This is a genomic window from Rhodococcus erythropolis R138, assembly GCF_000696675.2.
GTDB classification, from domain to species: domain Bacteria; phylum Actinomycetota; class Actinomycetes; order Mycobacteriales; family Mycobacteriaceae; genus Rhodococcus_F; species Rhodococcus_F erythropolis.
On record NZ_CP007255.1, the window covers coordinates 2078169 to 2096543 of the forward strand.

The 18375-nt window shown below is 62.4% G+C and carries 17 protein-coding genes; 9 read left to right on the forward strand and 8 right to left on the reverse strand.

Going from position 1 to position 18375, the window contains the following annotated elements:
* From H351_RS09780 to H351_RS09800, 5 genes are read right to left on the reverse strand one after another with little or no spacing between them, the layout of a single operon-like run.
* Positions 1-1434, reverse strand: a complete 1434-nt coding sequence (locus H351_RS09780; protein ID WP_029256042.1) for an aldehyde dehydrogenase family protein — start codon at positions 1432-1434, stop codon at positions 1-3.
* On the reverse strand, positions 1431-1931 hold the full coding sequence (locus tag H351_RS09785) for an SRPBCC family protein (protein ID WP_029256041.1): 501 nt from the start codon (positions 1929-1931) through the stop codon (positions 1431-1433). Before H351_RS09785 ends, H351_RS09780 begins: the two co-directional genes overlap by 4 nt.
* A complete protein-coding gene (locus H351_RS09790) occupies positions 1928-3019 on the reverse strand; it encodes a PDR/VanB family oxidoreductase (protein WP_029256040.1) in 1092 nt (363 codons plus the stop codon). Before H351_RS09790 ends, H351_RS09785 begins: the two co-directional genes overlap by 4 nt.
* Positions 3016-3948 carry a metal-dependent hydrolase gene (locus H351_RS09795; RefSeq protein ID WP_029256039.1) on the reverse strand — a complete coding sequence of 311 codons (933 nt, stop codon included), beginning with the start codon at positions 3946-3948 and terminating at the stop codon, positions 3016-3018. The genes H351_RS09790 and H351_RS09795 overlap by 4 nt, the downstream gene beginning before the upstream one ends.
* Positions 3948-5504, reverse strand: a complete 1557-nt coding sequence (locus H351_RS09800; RefSeq protein ID WP_029256038.1) for a flavin-containing monooxygenase — start codon at positions 5502-5504, stop codon at positions 3948-3950. Before H351_RS09800 ends, H351_RS09795 begins: the two co-directional genes overlap by 1 nt.
* 183 nt (positions 5505-5687) lie before the next feature.
* Between H351_RS09800 and H351_RS09805 the strand changes: the two genes are divergently transcribed.
* Entirely contained in the window at positions 5688-6344 is a 657-nt protein-coding gene (locus tag H351_RS09805; protein ID WP_020908817.1) for a TetR/AcrR family transcriptional regulator, read from the forward strand.
* A complete protein-coding gene (locus tag H351_RS09810; RefSeq protein ID WP_020970505.1) occupies positions 6341-6967 on the forward strand; it encodes a TetR/AcrR family transcriptional regulator in 627 nt (208 codons plus the stop codon). Before H351_RS09805 ends, H351_RS09810 begins: the two co-directional genes overlap by 4 nt.
* Positions 6968-6971: 4 nt before the next feature.
* Here the strand turns inward: H351_RS09810 and H351_RS09815 are convergent, their stop codons facing one another.
* Complete coding sequence (locus H351_RS09815) at positions 6972-8150, reverse strand: acyl-CoA dehydrogenase family protein (protein WP_029256037.1); 1179 nt, start codon at positions 8148-8150, stop codon at positions 6972-6974.
* A gap of 187 nt (positions 8151-8337) precedes the next feature.
* Here H351_RS09815 and H351_RS09820 point away from each other — a divergent pair, with 187 nt between their 5' ends.
* Complete coding sequence (locus H351_RS09820) at positions 8338-10059, forward strand: FUSC family protein (RefSeq protein WP_029256036.1); 1722 nt, start codon at positions 8338-8340, stop codon at positions 10057-10059.
* Here H351_RS09820 and H351_RS09825 read toward each other — a convergent pair.
* A complete protein-coding gene (locus tag H351_RS09825) occupies positions 10035-10997 on the reverse strand; it encodes a sigma-70 family RNA polymerase sigma factor (RefSeq protein WP_029256035.1) in 963 nt (320 codons plus the stop codon). The genes H351_RS09820 and H351_RS09825 overlap by 25 nt on opposite strands.
* A 277-nt stretch (positions 10998-11274) precedes the next feature.
* On the opposite strand from H351_RS09825, the gene H351_RS09830 reads away from it, so the two are divergent.
* From H351_RS09830 to H351_RS09855, 6 genes are read left to right on the forward strand one after another with little or no spacing between them, the layout of a single operon-like run.
* Positions 11275-12354 carry an ABC transporter substrate-binding protein gene (locus tag H351_RS09830; protein ID WP_019744955.1) on the forward strand — a complete coding sequence of 360 codons (1080 nt, stop codon included), beginning with the start codon at positions 11275-11277 and terminating at the stop codon, positions 12352-12354.
* Entirely contained in the window at positions 12351-13172 is an 822-nt protein-coding gene (locus H351_RS09835; protein ID WP_003940477.1) for an ABC transporter ATP-binding protein, read from the forward strand. Before H351_RS09830 ends, H351_RS09835 begins: the two co-directional genes overlap by 4 nt.
* Positions 13165-14037 carry an ABC transporter permease gene (locus H351_RS09840; RefSeq protein ID WP_029256034.1) on the forward strand — a complete coding sequence of 291 codons (873 nt, stop codon included), beginning with the start codon at positions 13165-13167 and terminating at the stop codon, positions 14035-14037. Before H351_RS09835 ends, H351_RS09840 begins: the two co-directional genes overlap by 8 nt.
* Positions 14038-14068: 31 nt before the next feature.
* Positions 14069-15415 carry an LLM class flavin-dependent oxidoreductase gene (locus H351_RS09845; protein WP_021332204.1) on the forward strand — a complete coding sequence of 449 codons (1347 nt, stop codon included), beginning with the start codon at positions 14069-14071 and terminating at the stop codon, positions 15413-15415.
* A complete protein-coding gene (locus H351_RS09850) occupies positions 15412-16644 on the forward strand; it encodes an MFS transporter (RefSeq protein WP_029256033.1) in 1233 nt (410 codons plus the stop codon). Before H351_RS09845 ends, H351_RS09850 begins: the two co-directional genes overlap by 4 nt.
* Before the next feature lie 13 nt (positions 16645-16657).
* Positions 16658-17644: an LLM class F420-dependent oxidoreductase gene (locus tag H351_RS09855; RefSeq protein ID WP_020970501.1), complete on the forward strand. Its 987-nt coding sequence runs from the start codon at positions 16658-16660 to the stop codon at positions 17642-17644.
* 9 nt (positions 17645-17653) lie between these two features.
* Here H351_RS09855 and H351_RS09860 read toward each other — a convergent pair whose 3' ends face one another.
* Positions 17654-18316: a DUF3239 domain-containing protein gene (locus H351_RS09860; protein ID WP_029256032.1), complete on the reverse strand. Its 663-nt coding sequence runs from the start codon at positions 18314-18316 to the stop codon at positions 17654-17656.
* Between the last annotated feature and the right edge of the window lie 59 nt (positions 18317-18375).

The window sequence follows — 18375 nt, forward strand, 5'->3', positions numbered from 1 at the left end:
TCAGTGCCTTCCGTGTAGAGCGCGGATGAGAACCTTGACCAGCCAGTCGATTCGGGCGGTCCGTCGAAACGTCGTCAGTGGTAGGGGCGAACGGAATCGTTGCCTGGTCATCGACCGGGCATAGGTGAACTCCTTCAGACCATCTGGGCCGTGAACGCGTCCGAAACCAGATGCTCCGACCCCACCCAGTGGCAGGTTGGGAACCGCGGCATACATCACGTAAGAGTTCACCGACGCTCCTCCGGATCGGAGCCGATCGGCAACAGCCACTCCATCCTTGCCGAACACGCTTGCTCCCAATGCATATGGCGACGCATTGACCAACTCCACCGCCTCGTCCATCGAGGCGACCTTGGTGATCGTCATCGTCGGGCCGAAAGTTTCCTCCGTGACGGCGAGGCTGTCTTCGGGGACGTCGACCATGATGGTCGGTTGCACATACTGGCCGGAGATCGAGCCGAGCCCTCCGAGAACGACACGTCCACCTCGAGACACCGCGTCGTCGATGTGGCGCCGGATTACAGCCACTTGCGCGGGCATGGTGATCGGACCGATCTTGTCTTCGGCCCCCGGACCCGCATGAACTCGGGCAGCCAAAGTGATTGTCTTGTCGATAAACTCGTCGTAGACCTGTTCGTGCACGTATACACGCTCGACGCCCAGACAGGTTTGACCGGAGTTGGACAATGCGCCCCACACCGCAGCATCCGCGGCGGCACCAACATTTCCGTCGGCATCAAGGACGAGCGCGTCCTTACCGCCACATTCCATCAACACCGGTGTGAGGGTCTCGGCGCACGCTGCCATGACTTTCTTGCCCGTCGCGGTCGATCCGGTGAACCCGATCTTGTCGACACCGGCCAGGCACAGTGCCGCGCCGACCGAACCGTCGCCTGTGACAACTTGCAGCACAGGATGTTCAGGGACGACCTCGGCAAACGCTCGGACCAACCATTGCCCGACTGCCGGCGCGAACTCACTCGGCTTGTAGACCACGGCGTTGCCTGCAGCCAGCGAGAACGAGAGCGAACCGAGTGGGGTGAAGACCGGATAGTTCCACGGACCGATCACACCGATCACCCCGAGAGGTCGATACTCCACCGAGGCGGCCTGATTGATCGTCAACAAACTGGAGCGGACGCTGCGCCTGCCCAATACCTTTCGGGCATTCTTCGACGCCCACGCGAGATGTTCGAGTGCCATGGCGATTTCGAGCATCGCGTCAGGGTGCGGCTTGCCCATGTCCCGGTGCACGACGTCGGCGAGTTCGGATGCTCGACGAGCGATGATTCCACGCCACCGATCCAGTCGACGAGCGCGTTGCTCGAATGTCAGTTCTGCCCACCACTCGGAAGCAGTTCGGGCGTCGCGCACTGCCTGTGTCACCGTGTCGTCGGACGCCTGTGTGGTCGTGTCGATCTCGGTCGCCGTCATCGTGGAGTTCCTTGAAGTGTGTGGTGGACGGCGCCGTCGGCCCAGCTGCGAGTGACGCGTTCGAGGATCGGTCGGGACAGAGCCAGAATCGGGGCGAACCACGGCTGCGCTTGTACAGCGAACGTCCAGGTGAGGCGGCTGCCAGTCGAAGTCGGTTCCAGCACCAGATCTTCGGCGAAGCGTTTGAACCCCGGCAGTGACGCCGACTCCACGTAGAACGTCATCCGGTGCCCCTCGTCCCAGCGGAAGAATCTCTCGTTCAGTGCAGCAAAAGCGCCGGCGCGCACGGTTCGCGTAGTCCCGATGCCGAATGGTCTGGCCGAGGTCCAGTCGGCGCCGGTGATCCCGCGCGCCCACGACGTGAGCGCTCCGTCCGAGGTCAACGTCTGCCACAAGCTTTCGCACGTCGCTTCGGATTCGATCCGGTGAGTGATCACCAGCGGCGCGGATCGGACGAAGTCTGCGTCGGCGGCCGCAAGAGAGAATTCTCCCCTCACAGGTCCACCACCAAAGATGCACCGGTGGAACGTGATCGACAGGTCAACATCGAATCTGTACGTTCGGATTCGGTGAGCAAGGTGTCTCGATGATCGACGCTCCCTGAGAGCACCCGAACCTTGCACGTACCGCAGAAGCCCTGTTGGCAGGAATAAGCGACTCCGGGAAGTGCACGTCGTATCGCAGCCAAGGCACTTTCGGACTCGCCCACATCGACGGTGAGACCGGTGCGCGCCAGATGCACCGTGAACTCCTTGCCGTCGACTACCGGGAGTGGGGAGAACCTCTCGCTGTGCACCGATCCGGTCGGATTGCCGGCGAAGGTCGCCGCGCGCACCATGTTCATCAGCGGCGCCGGTCCGCACGTGTACACCGCGGCACCGGGATCCGCAGCAGCGACCAGTGTTTCGATATCCGTCGGGCCCAACTCGTCGTCCGGTCGGATGGTTACCCGGCCGCTGGAGTATTCCTCGATCTCGTCGAGAAATGGCATGGCCGTCCGAGTTCGTCCGAGATAATCCAAACGCCACGGGATTCCGCGGCGGTGACAACGTTGCACCATGGGAAGGAGCGGAGTGATCCCGATTCCGCCCGCAACGAAGAGGTACGACGGAGCAGCGACAAACGGAAATGCATTGCGTGGCCCTCGAACGTCCACAACCATGCCGGGTTTCAGCGACTCGTGTATCTCGCGCGAGCCGCCCCCACCCTCGTCGATCCTCCGGACGGCGATCCGATACGAGGACAAGTCGTCGGGGTCGCCGCACAGCGAATACTGTCGTTGCCTTCCCGAGGGGAGAAAGATGTCGAGGTGGGCGCCGGGAATCCACGACGGAAGGGTGATTCCTTCCCCCGGGGTCAAGGTGACACTCAGGACGTCGTCGCACTCTGACCGGACGGACTTCACGTCCAGAGTCATGTCGAACCCGCTGTAGCGGACCGGGCTGGGGCGCGAAAGTATGTGCGCTGCTGGACTTGCTGCAAAGATTCGGCGGTATGCGCCGGTGGCTTGCGCGGCAAACCTCAACGACCGGGTCGGTGTGAAGTCGGGTGCGTCGTGGGAACTGCCGTCAGTCGTCTTGTTCATCCTGCGCTCGCTTCGGAAGAACGATTGGCAGCAGGCGAGCGAGCGAGGTAACGCATGGCGACGTCCATGTCCCCGATCTGGGAAGGATGGAAGCTCGGCCGCAGATACGGAGGAATCTCGGTGATCAGGAATTTCATGTTGGGTACCAGGCCACGACGGGTGGCGCTTATCAGTTGGAGAGGCCACAGTCGGCCCTTCGTCGTGGACGGGTCCTGTCGGAACAGGTAGTTCATCGAGGCGATGAACAGCACGAACAATGTGAAGCTGGCCAGCAGCGCCGTGCGAACGCGTCTGGCGTAGCTGCCGTCCACGTACATGTAGGCGTCGAAGGCTACGTTGCGGTGTTCGACTTCCTCGGCGCCGTGCCACTTCACCATGTCGAGCATCATCGGGTGCATGCCGGCATCTTCGAGGGCGGGATCGGTGAGCAGCCATTCCCCGACCACTGCCGTGTAGTGCTCCATGGCGGCAAACAAGCCGAGACGTTCACAGAGCCAGGCGTGCTTGGCTTTTCCGGTCAATCCTTTGTCGCCCAATATCTTGTCCACGAGCCAGTCCATCCGGCGTGACATCGGTTTCATGTCCATGCCGAGGTCCGCAAGATGCTCGCGTGCACCTTTGTGCGACGACGCGTGTGTTGCTTCCTGGCCGACGAATCCCACCACCTCTTCGTGCAGGCGGGTGTCCTCGATGAGCGGGAGTGCTTCGGCGAGCGTTGCGGACATGGCCCGCTCTCCCTCGGGTAACACGAGATGCATGAAGTTGATGACGTGGGTGACCATCGGTTCGTTCGGCACGTAATGCAGTGGTACGCCGTCCCAGTCGAAATCGACGTCACGGGCGGCGATCGCATGTGCTTCGTCGGTGTAGCGGCGAGCGCCGGACGGTGCGACGACGGGTGTGCCTCGGAAGGCGTTGATGCCGAGCATTATCGGCTCCTCACGGTTTCTCGAGCAGTGGTGAGTGCTGCGGACGAGGCGGGTTGTACCTGCGCGTAGTGAGCGAGGTCGGCTCGTTTGGTCCTGGCGCGGAATGATCGGTTGAATCCGGGATAGAAGGTGTAGTTGCGGCCGCCGTCGACGAGGTAGTAACTACTGCACCCCCCGGCGTTCCACACGCTGGTGGCGAGTCGGCGGTCTGTTGCGCGTACGAACTCGCGTTGCACGTTTGCGCGGACGTCGATGCTGCCGATGCCGCGCTCGTCCATTTGAAGAATGCAGCTCACGATGTACTCGACCTGGGCTTCGATCGTGACGACCTGTGAGGTGTAGACCACGGAATTGGGGCCGAGGATCATGAAGAAGTTCGGAAAACCGCTGATAGTGGTGCCGAGGAAGGCCTCGGCACTGCCGTTCCACGTCTGTGCGAGGCTGCGGCCGTCCTGGCCTCGGATGATGTCGAAAGACGGGTTGTCTCCCATCCGAAAGCCGGTTCCCATGACTATGGTGTCGACTTCCCGGAAGGCGCCGTCCGCGGTGAGAACTCCGCGCTCCTGCACCTCGACGATTCCGTCCGTCACCACCTCCACATTGGGTGACGCCAGCGCGGGATAGTAGGTGTTCGAGAACGTCGGACGCTTGCATCCGAATGCGTAGTGGGGGAGCAGCTTTGCGCGAAGCTCCGGGTCCCGCACCTGCCGGCGAAGGTGTGCTCGGCCGAGTGTGGCCAGCCCTTTGAGCAGTGACGGCTTGTACACGAATCCGGGTACCAGGGCTTCTTGAAGCAGGTCGAGTCCCTTGCGTGCCAGTCGTTGGGTGAGCGGCACCCGCTCGAAGAGAGCGCTTGGCCAGCCGGTCATCGGCTGATCCGGATGCGGCAGGATCCACGTCGGTGTCCGCTGGAACACGGTCAACGTGTCCGCGAGCGGTTGCAGTCTGGGGATGATCTGCACCGCAGAGGCGCCGGTGCCGACCACGGCTATCCGCTCACCGCGAAGGTCGTGGTCGTGGTTCCAGTCCGCGGTGTGGAACATCTGACCACGAAACGATTCGAGCCCGGGAAGGTCGGGTGTGGCGGGGGCACTGAACGGGCCGGTGGCCGCGACCAGGAACTGTGCCTCCCAGACGGTTTCCGCAGTGTGTACCCGCCAGATCTGGGCTTGCTCGTCCCACGAAGCTTCTGTCACGTCCTGGTTGCAGTGGAAATGACCGGCCAGTCCGAAGCGACGGACGCAATCCCGGAGATAGTCGTAGATCTCGGGCTGTAGCGGATACAGCCGCGTCCAGTTCGGATTGGGCGCAAACGAGAACGAGTACAGAATCGACGGGATGTCGCACTGTGCACCGGGGTAGGTATTGACCTGCCAGGTCCCCCCGGGCTCCGCAGCACGTTCCAGAACGACGAAGTCGTCGATCCCGGACTGCTTCAAGCGGACAGCCGTTCCGATGCCGCCGAAACCGGCTCCGATGACGACGACTCGTGTTCGGCGAGTTCGAGTTTCCTCGTCACCGGCCGATGGCCCCGAGGTTGGGTCGATGTCGACCATGTGTGACGCCTCCTGATTGGTGCGTGAACAACTGAACGAAGAGTAAGTCTGACATCAAGTGATGTCAACAGCGATTGATGTCAGAATTGAATTGATTGACATCGTGCGATGTCAGTTCGCTTGCCGAGGTCGCCGCGATAACCTGAGGTCGAGAGCACTGCCGGTCAGTGAGAACATGGGGACATGACGGATACCGAGGCTCGGCGCACAGGCCCGCGCAGGTGGCGTGGGCAGGAACCAGAAGATCGCCGCGCCGCGCGCCGGGCACAGCTGATCGAAGCCGGGTTGCAGATCATGGGCACCGAGGGTGCGGCCGCCGCGACCATGCGTGCGACCTGCCGCGAGGCTGCGCTGACCGAACGGTACTTCTACGAGAGCTTCGCCAATCGTGACGAACTGCTGGTCGCCGTGCTCGACGAGGTCGTTCTCGGGGCACGCGACACTATTCTGGACGCTCTCGAGGCGGCGCCTTCCGAACCGTCGGCCCTGATCCGTCACGTGGTGAAGGCCTTCACCACCTACGTATTCAAGGATCCGCGCCGTGGACGCATCATGTTCGTCGAATCCCAGGCGGAACCTGCGCTGTGGGATCGAGGGCGAGAATTGATGGCGGAGTTCACCAATCCGATCTCCGCGTCGCTCGAGCTGATGTACGGCGGCGAGGCAACCGACTCCGCGAACTCCGAACTCAATTCGGTGGGGCTGTTCGGTGCCCTCGCGTTCATCTATCAGGCGCACACCCCGTCCTCCAAGATCTCTCGTAAGCGTTTGGTGGAACACATTTCGCTCATGGTCGAAGCGCAGGCGACGGTCAACAGCACGCCCGCGAGAAAAGAATGACGTCCGCGTCGGCCACAGGCGGAAAGCGTCTCGGTCCTGAAGACCGGCGTGAGCAGATCATTGTCAGCGCGGCAAAGGTTTTCGAGGAGAAGTCTTTTGCCGACGTCTCGATGACCGAGTTGGCCAAGGCGGCCGGGGTCGGTCGTCCGCTGCTCAATCATTACTTCGGCTCCAAGCGGGAGTTGTACCTCGACGTCGTGCGGCGATTCGTCTTCATTCCTGAAGTGGCGGTGGACCGCATTCCGCGATCGGCGAGCCAGGAGAAGCGGATCGGCGCCGTGATCGATCGGTGGCTCGACGTCGCCTGGCGTCATCGCGACATGTGGATCTCGACAGTCATGTCCGACGACCTCCGCCGTGATCCCGAGATGGACCGGATCCTGCAGGACGCTGACGACGTTGCTGCGCGACGCATGATGGATGCGCTCGAGATTCGACCGAGCGAAGGCAGCGAGGCTGCTGTTCATTCGATGATCGTGGCGTACGGAGGATTGGCGAAGGCCGCCAGTAAGCAGTGGTTGGTGACGGGAGCGCTCGACCGCGAACAGGTGCACCTTCTGCTGGTACGCAGTTTGCTCGCCATCGTGCGTGACGTTCTGCCGGCGTGCGAGGCGGATTCCTGATTGCTCAGAGTGATCTCGCCACGAGGTCCTTCATGACTTCGTTCGATCCGGCGTAGATTCGCTGAATACGAGCGTCGGCGTACATCTGAGCGATGGGATATTCGAGTATGTAGCCGTACCCGCCGTGTAGTTGCACGCAGCGGTCGATCACGGCGCACTGCTGATCGGTGAGCCAGTACTTGGCCATCGCGGCGGTGGTCGCATCGAGCTGCCCGGCAAGATATTTGACGATGCAGTCGTCGATGAACGTTCGTGAGATACGAGCGATGGACGCGCACTCGGCAAGTTCGAAGCGGGTGTTCTGCAGATCGAAGAGCTTTTGCCCGAACATGTTTCGGGATTTGGTGTACTCGACGGTGAGGGCGACTGCACGCTCCATTGCCGCAGTGGCTGCAACCCCACAGATCAATCGTTCGGGCAGTAGCTGCTGCATCAGCTGGGCAAACCCTGTGCCTTCGCGGTCCCCGAGCAGGTTTGTTGCAGGCACCCGCAAGCGGTCGAAGAACAGCTCGGTGGTGTCCTGGCCCTTCTGTCCGACCTTCTCGAGTATTCGCCCGCGCTCGAAACCCGGTGTGTTGTCATCGACCTCGGCCACGATGAGCGACACTCCACGCGCTCCGAGGCTGGGATCGGTCTTGGCGGCAATGATCACCAGATCACAATTGCGACCGTTCGAGATGAATGTCTTTGCGCCGCTGATCAGATAGTCGTCACCGTCGCGGACGGCGCGGGTGGTGATGTTCTGCAAGTCGGATCCGGTGCCGGGCTCGGTCATGGCGATTGCGCCCACCCACTCGCCACTCACCAGCTTCGGTAGCCAGCGCAGTTTGTGCTCGTGATCGGCGTAGGCATTGAGGTAGTGCGGCACGATTCCCGAGTGCACGCCGAGTTGGAGTGAATGATCACCCGCCATGACCTGCTCGTGGAACAGCACGGCGTCGTGCGCAAACGTTCCTCCTCCGCCGCCGTACTCGGTGGGGATCGACATGCCGGCGAGCCCGAGCGTCCCGAGTTCCCGATATGCGGATTTGTCGGGAAAACCCTGGGACGCGAAGCGTTTCTGATGCGGTGTGACGTGTTTGGCGAAGAAGTTCCTTGCCAGGTCGGCCACGGCCTCCAATTCGTCGTCCATCCACGGGGACCGGCGTTCGGTGGTTCGGGTTGCGGTAGATCCTTGCGTCATCGTGATTCTCCCGATCGATGAAGTGCGACCCGCGAGCGGATCCGACTCCACCTATCATCCACACTGTTGACAGAGTGTCAATAACGGGGTGGTCGAATCGACCTCCGGACCCGCCTCGAATTCCACGTCGGCCGCCCGCAAGAATGGGACGACACAGACACGAACAGGCCGGCGCGAAGGATGGGCAGTGGACCCCGAAGAAACATCAGCGGGTCACGAGTCCAACCTCCCGGCTCCGCGGCCGGCGCGCAGCGTCCTGTTCGGATTGCCGCCGGTGGGAAACAGGTACCCCGGAGCGGTTCGCGTCGCCCTCGCCCTGGCGATTCCGGCGGCCATCGCCACACTGCTCGGATTCGGGTCTGCTTCGCTCCTGGTCGGCCTCGGTGCATTTGCATCGATCTACGGTGAGGGTCGTCCGTACCGGAGCAGGTGGAAGGCAGTCGGTATCGCCGCGACGGCGCTGACGATCCTGTCCTTCATCGGGGCATCAGTGGGTGAGCCCGTCCACCGAGCCATCGCCGAGGGAGCGCCGACGGTGCTGCTCGTCTTTGTCGTGCTGATCATGGCCGTCGTGGTGTCGACCTGCGCCTTCACCGTCGACGCGCTTCGATTGGGTCCACCGGGCGCGTTCTTTCTGTTGCTCACCACCGAGATCAGCTCCGTGATCGCCACTCCCGGCCAGCCGCCGGTCGAGGTCGCGATGTGGACGGCAATCGGTGGGATCAGCGCGGTGGTCGTCTCGATGACGGGAATCCTGTGGGCACCGAGAGCTGTCGAACGCAGCGCTGTACAGGCAGCCGTATCGGCCGTTGCGGAGTACACGGACGCTCAGGCGGCGTACGCCCCACCCGAACTCACGCGAGACAAACGCCACGCTGCAGCACTTCGGCTGCACGACGCGTGGCAGTGCCTTTACCGCGGCGCAATCGTCGGGAAAGACCATCCGTTGACCCGTGAACTCGAACGAGCGCAGATCTCGATGGCCAGAGCGATCTCCGACGACCACGATCCGGAGCTCATGGCGGACCCCGCGTTCGACGTCGACGAGGTCGGGGCTCACCCGCCTCTGCCCGATCCGACGATCCGATATCGGTTCCTCCGCGCCTGCAATCCGTCCAGCCGAGCGTCGGTCACGGCACTTCGGCTGTCCATTGCCTGCATGGCCGCGGGAACCCTCACCGTCCTGCTCGGCATCGATCGCCCAGACTGGGCGGTGATCGCCGCGGCGATGGTCCTTCATCAAGGACCGGATCGAATACTGGGCACCTATCGCGGAATTCACCGCATCGGCGGAACCGTCCTCGGGTTGATTCTGTTGGGTGCCATCTACGCCTGGAGTCCGACCGGTCTGTGGTTGGTGGCGGTACTTGCAGTCCTGATGGCCGGGATCGAGCTGTTCCTGGTGCGGAATTACGGGATAGCCGTCATCTTCATCACCGCCCTCGCGATTCTCCTCGGCGCGGCCGGTGGTGCGCACGGGACCGTCCAACATCTGATCCTCAGCCGCATGCTCGAGACTGCAATCGGCGTCGTCGTGGCGTTGGTGGTCCTGTGGACGGTGGGGCGCGGTGCGCATCGACGCACTCTGATCTGGGTCGACGAACGGGCGAGTAGCGTCCTGTTCAAGCTGCTGACCGAAATCCGCGCGAGGCACTATGCACCACAGGCGAATTGGTCGGAGCTTTCGGAGCTTCGACGGGACCTGGACTTCGAACTGCGAGGTAGCGCGATGGCCGGGATCGACGCCGCCCACAACGAACCCGAGTGGGCGTCGCAGCAGTGGAGGACGCACACCGAATTGCATCATCTGGGATCGGATGTACTGCACCGACTGTGGTTCGGAACGCAGGTGTCCAGATCACACCTCGAGGAATGGGAGTCTCGTTACTTGCGTTCGGGTTCGGTGTGATCGAGCATCGGCACAGCGCTGAACTTGGCTGGATTCGCAATATCGTAGGCTGCGCACACAACTCCGTCGCGGACCGTGAAGCCGGCAACGCGAGCGGCGAACTGCGGGTACTGGTCATCCCCTGGTGAGCCGGCGAATACACCGCCGAGCCGTCCGTTGACGAGAACCGGTGACATCGAGAACACCGCTGCCGGTCCGTACTTGCGGGCCAATCCCAGGTAGAACCGCGCCACACGATCGCTGCCGCGCACAATGTTGACAGCCGTGCGGGTCGTTCCGCCTGCGTCACCGATCAGGACGGCATCGGGATCGAGTGCATCGATCACGGCGTTCAGATCTCCACTCGCGATAGCCGTCACCAATCGCTCGACGGCGGCAGCATGCTCCTCGCTACTGACCGGGACCGGCGCCGACGCTGCGGCTTTACGGGCCCGCGAGGCCAACTGACGGGCAGTGGCTACTTCGATGTCGAGGATGCGCGCAACCTCGGCGAAGGGCACGTCGAAGCCGTCATGCAGGACGAAGGCAACGCGCTGAGCGGGAGTAAGGGTGTCCAGGACGACGAGGGCCGCAAAACGATTCTGTTCCTGCGTCACGACGTACTCCAGCGGATCGGGTGTCGCTGAGGGTGTGCCCGCGGTGGCGTCGACGGGCGTGACGATCGGCTCCGGAAGCCACTGTCCGACATAGCTTTCTCTTCTGACTGCGGCCGATTTGAGATGATCGAGGCAGATCCGACCGACAACAGTGGTGAGCCATCCGCGCAGCTCCCGGATCTCGAGGTCGCTTCCTTGTCTCGATTGTGCGACTTGCAAGCGTATCCATGCCTCCTGCACCGCATCCTGAGCGTCGTTGAAACTTCCGGTGAGACGGTAGGCCACCGACGTCAGGTGGCCACGGTGTTGCTCGAAGTCCTGCGCAGTCGTCGGCGAAAGCATGCCCTCATGATACGGACCTCACACATTAAATCCGGCATGAATGTAACCGTTGACCCAGGTAGTGGGTGCCGACGTATGGTTTCGGCACTGCTAACGGCTCGATTCTGTCTTCACATTCATTGGAGTCTCACGTGTTTCGGTCTTTCCCGCTCATGTCGCTCAACTGTTGTCGTTGAACTGACATTCCCCACACCTGCCTGTGCCGAGCGCCGCATACGGCGCTCCGGACAGGTGTAGCCGAGAACTGAACCAATCATCTTCTACAGGAAGCAACTTCATGATTCGCCCTCGTTTCGCGCGCTCGGTAGCCGCGGCCGTCGCCTTTGTCACTCTGTCCAGCCTTGCCGTTGCCTGCTCGGGCTCCTCCGACGAAGTCGTCAAGACCGCCGACGGCAAGACCGTCCTGCGGTACGAGGGCAGCACCGGACAGGTCATCTACCCCGAACTGGCCGCTGACCTCGGCTACTTCAACGACGTGGAGCTCAACTGGATCGGCGATACGACCAGCGGCCCTCAGAGCATTCAGAACGCAGCGACCGGTCAAACCGAGTTCGGTGGAGCGTTCAACGGTGCGGTGGTGAAGTTGGCTTCCGCCGGTTCACCGATCACCTCGGTCATCGGGTACTACGGCTCCGACAAGGAGAGCTTCAACGGGTACTACGTACTCGACGACAGTCCGATCAAGTCGGCGAAGGACTTGATCGGCAAGAAGGTCGGGATGAACACCCTCGGTGCGCACCACGAGTTCGTCGTCCGTGAATGGCTTGCGCGGCAGGGACTTACGCCTGACGAGATCAAGCAGGTTGAATTGATCGTCGTTCCGCCGGTCAACACGGAACAGGCGCTGCGGCAGGGACAGATCGATGTCGCCACCCTCGGCTCGGTCTTCCGTGACTCAGCGCTCGAACGCGGTGGTCTTCGCGAGCTGTTCACCGACGAATCGCTGTTCGGCTCGTTCACCTACGGCACGTTGGTGTTCCGTGACGACTACATCGCGCAGAACAAGGAGGCGGTCGCCGATTTCGTACAGGGAACAGCACGGGCCATTCGCTGGACCCAGACGCACCCACGAGAAGAAGTGATCGCGAAGCTGACGTCGATCATCAACAGCCGCGGACGCAACGAGGACACCAAGCTCATCAGCTACTGGAAGAGCCCAGGAGTCGCCGGTCCCGGCGGAACGATCACCGATACCGAGATCAGCACGTGGATCGACTGGCTCACCCGTAACGGTGAACTCGAAGAAGGAAAGTTGAAGCCGTCGGACATCTACACCAACGAATTCAACCCGTACGCCAACGGAACGTATTCACCCGACAGCGGCGCTGACGGACAGGCACTGGAGGCAGCAAAATGAGCACAGAACCGAAACTACGGCTCGAGCACGTCACCAAACAGTTCGACATTCGTGGGACCGACGAAGTTTTCACCGCGGTCGAGGACATCAACATCGACGTGGCGCCGGGGGAGTTCCTGGTCCTCGTCGGGCCGAGTGGTTGCGGCAAGTCGACTCTGCTGGACCTCCTCGGAGGACTCAGTTCGCCCACTTCTGGTCGAATCCTTCTGGACGGCAAGCAGATCACGGGCCCAGGCTTGGATCGGGGAATCGTCTTCCAGCAATACGCGCTACTTCCATGGCGAACTGCACGTCACAATATCGAGTTCGGACTCGAAGCGAAGGGCGTGAAGAAGAGCGAGCGGCGCGAGCTCGCCGAGCATTACCTCGAACTGGTCGGTCTGCAAGGTTTCGCGGATCGCTATCCGCACGAGTTGTCCGGTGGAATGAAGCAGCGAGTCGCGATCGCCCGCAGCTTGGCATTCGATCCCGAAGTGTTGCTGATGGACGAACCATTTGCTGCGCTGGACGCACAGACGCGAGAGTCTTTGCAGGACGAGCTTCTGCGCATCTGGAAGGCCACCGGCAAGACCATCCTGTTCATCACCCACGGAATCGACGAGGCCATCTACCTCGGGCAACGTGTTGCAGTACTGACTTCGCGCCCGGGGCGCGTCAAGACGATCGTCGACATCGACATCGACCGGTCCGGCGACGACGTGCGATCAGGTGAGGAGTTCCGAGTGTTCCGGCACCGGATCTGGACGCTGCTGCACGGTGAAGTCGAGCGCGCTCGGGCCGGCGAACTCGATCCTGCCAAGGAGGTTGCACATGTCTAGCGCATTGGCGACGCCGGAGGTGGTCGCCACCCCGAAACCGTTGGCCGACAAAACACCTGACATTGCGCAGCGGAGCCAGGCCGGCGGCAAGGCGGCGCGCTACATTGGTTCCACCGCCTGGCGGATTGCCAAGCCGTCGATTGCGATCGCGAGCTTCCTCGGGATCTGGGAAGCGGCACCTCGGCTCGGGCTGGTGGACAAGGTCTTCCTCCCGCCCTTCACCGAAGTTGTGTCCGCATTCTTCACTCTCGCCGAGAACGGACAATTGCAAGAGCATGTTTCGGCCAGTCTGACGCGTGCGCTGACCGGATTCTTCGTGGCCATCGCGATCGCGGTTCCGTTGGGAATCGCGATCGCCTGGTACCGCCCGGTCTCCGACTTCCTCAACCCGATTCTCGAATTGTTCCGCAACACAGCAGCCTTGGCTCTGCTTCCCGTCTTCGTGCTGATTCTCGGAATCGGTGAGGAATCGAAGATCGCCCTGGTGATCTACGCCTGCACCTTCCCGATTCTGCTCAACACGATCTCCGGTGTGCGGACAGTGGACCCCCTGCTGATCAAGTCCGCTGCCTCGCTGGGGTTCTCCTCGATTCGGCTGTTCCAGAAGGTGGTTCTGCCCGCCGCAGTTCCCACGATCTTCACGGGTATCCGCATGGCCGCCGCGTCGTCGATTCTCGTGCTGATCGCCGCCGAAATGGTCGGGGCCAAAGCCGGTCTCGGGTATCTGATCACCGCTTCCCAACTCAACTTCCAGATCCCGAACATGTATGCGGGCATCGTCGCGATCTCGTTGTTGGGTCTGACAATCAACGCGATTCTGGTCCTGATCGAACGTCGGCTCTCGCGCTGGCGCGTCACCACCTGACCACACTTTCACGGAAAGATTCTGCGAACTCATGTCCGAACGACAATTTCATCTGAACGCCTTCCTGATGGGCGTCGGCCATCATGAGGCGGCGTGGCGCCACCCACGCACAAATGCGGCCAACCTTCTGGACGTCAAGCACTTCCAGGAACTGGGGAGAATCGCCGAGCGTGGAAAGCTGGACTCGGTGTTCTTCGCCGACGGTCTAGCAGTCGGCCCGCGGGTCAAATACAACACTCAGGCGATCTTCGAACCCGTCACCTTGCTGTCGGCGATCGCTGCGGCCACCGAGAAGGTGGGGTTGATTGCAACCGCGTCGACCAGTTACAGCGATCCGTACACTCTTGCAAGGAAGTTCGCTTCCCTCGATCACATCAGTGGCGGACGAGGCGGGTGGAACATCGTGACGTCGGCCGGCGCCGACGAGGCCGCGAACTTCGGCCTCGATGCGGTACCGACGCACAGCGGTCGTTACGAGCGCGCCGAGGAGTTTCTCGACGTGACGCTCGGACTCTGGGACAGCTGGGAAGAGGGGGCAGTTGTCCTGGACGAAGAGACCGGAATCTTCGCCGATCCTGATCGTGTCCATCGCATCGACCATGACGGTCAACGATTCACGGTGGCTGGCCCGCTCAATTCGCCGAGGTCTCCACAGGGACGTCCGCTGCTTGTACAGGCCGGTTCCTCCGAGAGCGGTAAGGATTTCGCGGCGAGGTATGCCGAAGCCGTGTTCACCGCTCAACGAACACTCGAGCAGGGGCAGGATTTCTACAACGATCTCAAAGCGCGGCTGATCAAGTACGGGCGTAGTCCCGACGAGATCAAGGTACTGCCGGGCATCGTGCCCTTCATCGCGGATACGGAAGAAGAAGCGAAGGCTCTGGAGCAGTCCTTCACGGACCTGATCTCTCCGGAGTATTCGCTGCGCCAACTCTCGAACATGGTGGGTGTCGATCTCACCGAGCATTCTCTGGATGCCCCGCTGCCACCGTTGCCGGACATCGATCGCATCCAAGGGAACAAGAGTCGATACCAACTCGTCAAAGATCTTGCAGAGAGCGAAAACCTCACCGTCCGTGAATTGATCGGCAAACTCGGCGGTGGCCGTGGGCATCGGACATTTGCAGGGACACCGGAGCAGGTCGCGGACGAGTTGACCGCATGGTTCGACAAGGGCGCAGCGGACGGCTTCAACATCATGCCGCCCTATCTGCCCGGAGGGCTCGAGGTGTTCGTCGACCGGGTCGTGCCGATTCTGCAGGCGCGTGGGCTCTTCCGAACCGAGTACACCGAATCGACCCTGCGGGGCCACTACGGCCTCGATCGTCCGGCGAACCGGTTCTCGCGGGCCGCTGACGCGGCAGAAGTGAGCGCGTGACGGAAACACTGCCCAAGGAACAGCCGGCGATTGCCGGACTCAAGCCACTGGTCACAACGGTTTTCGTGCCGGCGGCTATCTTCGGGATCGGGCAGGGTGCGGCTGCCCCCATCATGGCCGTCACCGCGCGCGACCTGGGCGCATCGGTCGCCGTCGCCGGCCTGATCGTTGCGCTCGGTGGCTTGGGTGCCGTACTCGGTGACCTCCCTGCCGGCCGGATAGTGTCGCGTTTCGGTGAGCGTAGATCGATCATCGGCGGAAGTTCTTTGGGTGCAACAGGAGTGGTGATCTGTCTGCTTGCGCAGACTCCGTGGATGCTCGGTATCGGCGCACTGTTGACCGGACTGGCGAATGCGGTGTGGGGCCTTGCGCGGCAGAGCTACCTCGCCGAGACCGTGCCACTCGGTCTTCGGGCGCGAGCAATGTCGTCGTTCGCCGCGATGTGGCGGTTGGGTTTCTTCCTGGGACCGCTCATCGGTGCCGGCGTGATTCTCCTGGTGGGAGCGCGCGGAGGATTCCTCGTCCAGTTGGTGGGCGTCGTGCTCGCCGGGGCGCTGATGGCCCGCGTTCCCGACCCGCCGCGAAAGGTGCAGGCGGGCAACAGCGATCACGGGCACGTCACCCTCCCGGAGATCCTTCGCCGTCATCGTGCCGCTCTGTCGACGCTCGGGACAGGCTCCCTTCTGATGGGCGCCGCCCGGGCTTCGCGTGAGGCCGTTCTTCCATTGTGGGCATTGCACCTCGGGTTGGATGCAGCCCAGGTGAGTGTGATCTTCGGTATCGGTGCGGCCGTGGACCTGCTGTGCTCGTATCCGGCCGGACACATCATGGACCGATACGGCCGCAGGCTGGTCGCGGTGCCTTCGCTGACGGTGATCGGTGTGTCGTACCTGATGTTGCCGTTTTCGACGGGTGCAGTGGGATTGACCGTGGTCGCTGTCGTGATGGGGATCGGCAACGGACTGGGCAACGGCGTGATCATGACTCTCGGTGCTGATATCGCCCCACCCGAAGAGCGCGCCGAGTTCCTCGCTGCATGGCGATTGACGCACGACACGGGCATGTTCGGTGGGCCGCTCGCGATCGGTCTTCTCGCCGCGGTGTTCCCGCTCGGGTGGGCATTTGGCGCACTGGGCGCGACTTCGTTCGCCGGCGCGGCGATGATGTTCCGCTTCATTCCGGTCTATTCTCCGCGGGTGTCACCCCGGTCGCGCGTCGGGAAACTGTAGGTAGGCTCGCTACATGCGATTCGGACTGTTCGTACCTCAAGGCTGGCGTCTGGACCTGGTCGGCATCGACCCCGCGAAGCAGTGGGAGGTGATGCGAGACTTCACGCTGCGCGCGGAGGCAGGGCCGTGGGAGTCGGTGTGGGTCTACGACCACTTCCACACCGTTCCCCAGCCGACGGAAGAAGCGACTCACGAGGCGTGGACGTTGATGGCCGCACTCGGTGCGTCGACCTCGCGTATCCGACTGGGCCAGATGTGTACCGCCATGAGTTACCGAAACCCGGCGTACCTTGCCAAGGTCGCCGCGACCACCGACCTGATCACGGGTGGACGCGTCGAGATGGGTATCGGCGGCGGTTGGTACGAGCAGGAGTGGCGCGCGTACGGCTACGGTTTCCCCTCTGCCGGTGAGCGTCTGGGCCGCCTCGACGAAGGAATCCAGATCATGCAGCAGGCGTGGTCGACCGGCAGCTCGACGCTCGACGGCAAGTACTACCAGGTCGACGGAGCGCTGTGCCGTCCACTTCCGTTGCAAGAGGGCGGAATTCCCATCTGGGTTGCCGGTGGCGGCGAGAAGGTCACACTCAAGATCGCGGCCAAGTACGCGCAGTACACAAACTTCGACGGCACCCCGGCCGGCTTCGCGCACAAGTCCGAGATCCTGAAGAAGCACTGCGACACCGTCGGTACCGATTTCGATGCCATCGTCCGTTCGGCCAACTACAACGTGGCCATCGGCGCGACGGAAGCCGAGGTGGCTCAGCGGTTGGAGACACTGAAGGACAGACTGACGCCGTTGGTCGGCGAAGCTGCCGCCGATGCGTCGCTCGATGCGTTCCGCGGAATGCCTGCCGTAGGTACACCCGAGCAGATCATCGAGAACCTGTCGGCGCTCAAGGCGCAGGGACTCGAGTACGGAATCTTCTACTTCCCCGAGGCCGCGTACGACACGTCGGGAATCGAGATGTTCGAGAAGGAAGTGCTGCCCGCGCTTGCGTAACCGTTAGGGCTAGCGCAGGGAGTCAGGAAGATCGGCCGGGTTGATCAGAACCCGGCGATCGGGGTGGGTGCGAACTTCTTCGGACTCGGGGATCCGGCTCTGCAGGAAGTTCCACTCGCTCGCACTGACAGCTGCGATCGCGCGTGCCAGCACTGCCGAGTCCTTGGTTCCCCACTCGATCGGCATGGGGCTGACCATCTGCCACGTGTCAGCCTTGCTGCGGGTGGAACGATCCGAACGCAGTGCCACCGACGGAATGCGGTCGCCGACTCGCCACTTCGGATTGAGTCGAACATTGCGGCTGACGAGCGCGTACTTCGGTGCTCCGGCCGCCGGCTTCGCGATGTCGATCAGTGCCGTCAGGGTCGCCGCTCGAGGGTGAACCTCGGTGACGATCGCGGGAACCAGTGGGTTGTCCGCATACAGAGATTCGACGCTTCCCACCTTGCGAGGTGCCCACAAGGCGACCCACAGTGAACTGGCCGCACCGATGGCGAGGACCGCGCCGATGATGATGGACCACACCTCACCCATGCTGATCAGCCAGGCTCCGACCGCGGCGAGGACGATCGCGAAGATCACCGCAGAAATCTGCAGGCGGCGTACGTCGGCCAGTGTGTCGTTGACCGACTTGGCGTGGGCCTTGTCGACGGTGAACTGGAAGTCAGCCACGAAAAAATCCTTCGGGTGGTGCCGGACGATCTAGGACCGGCCCCCGATCTCCCGGGAGC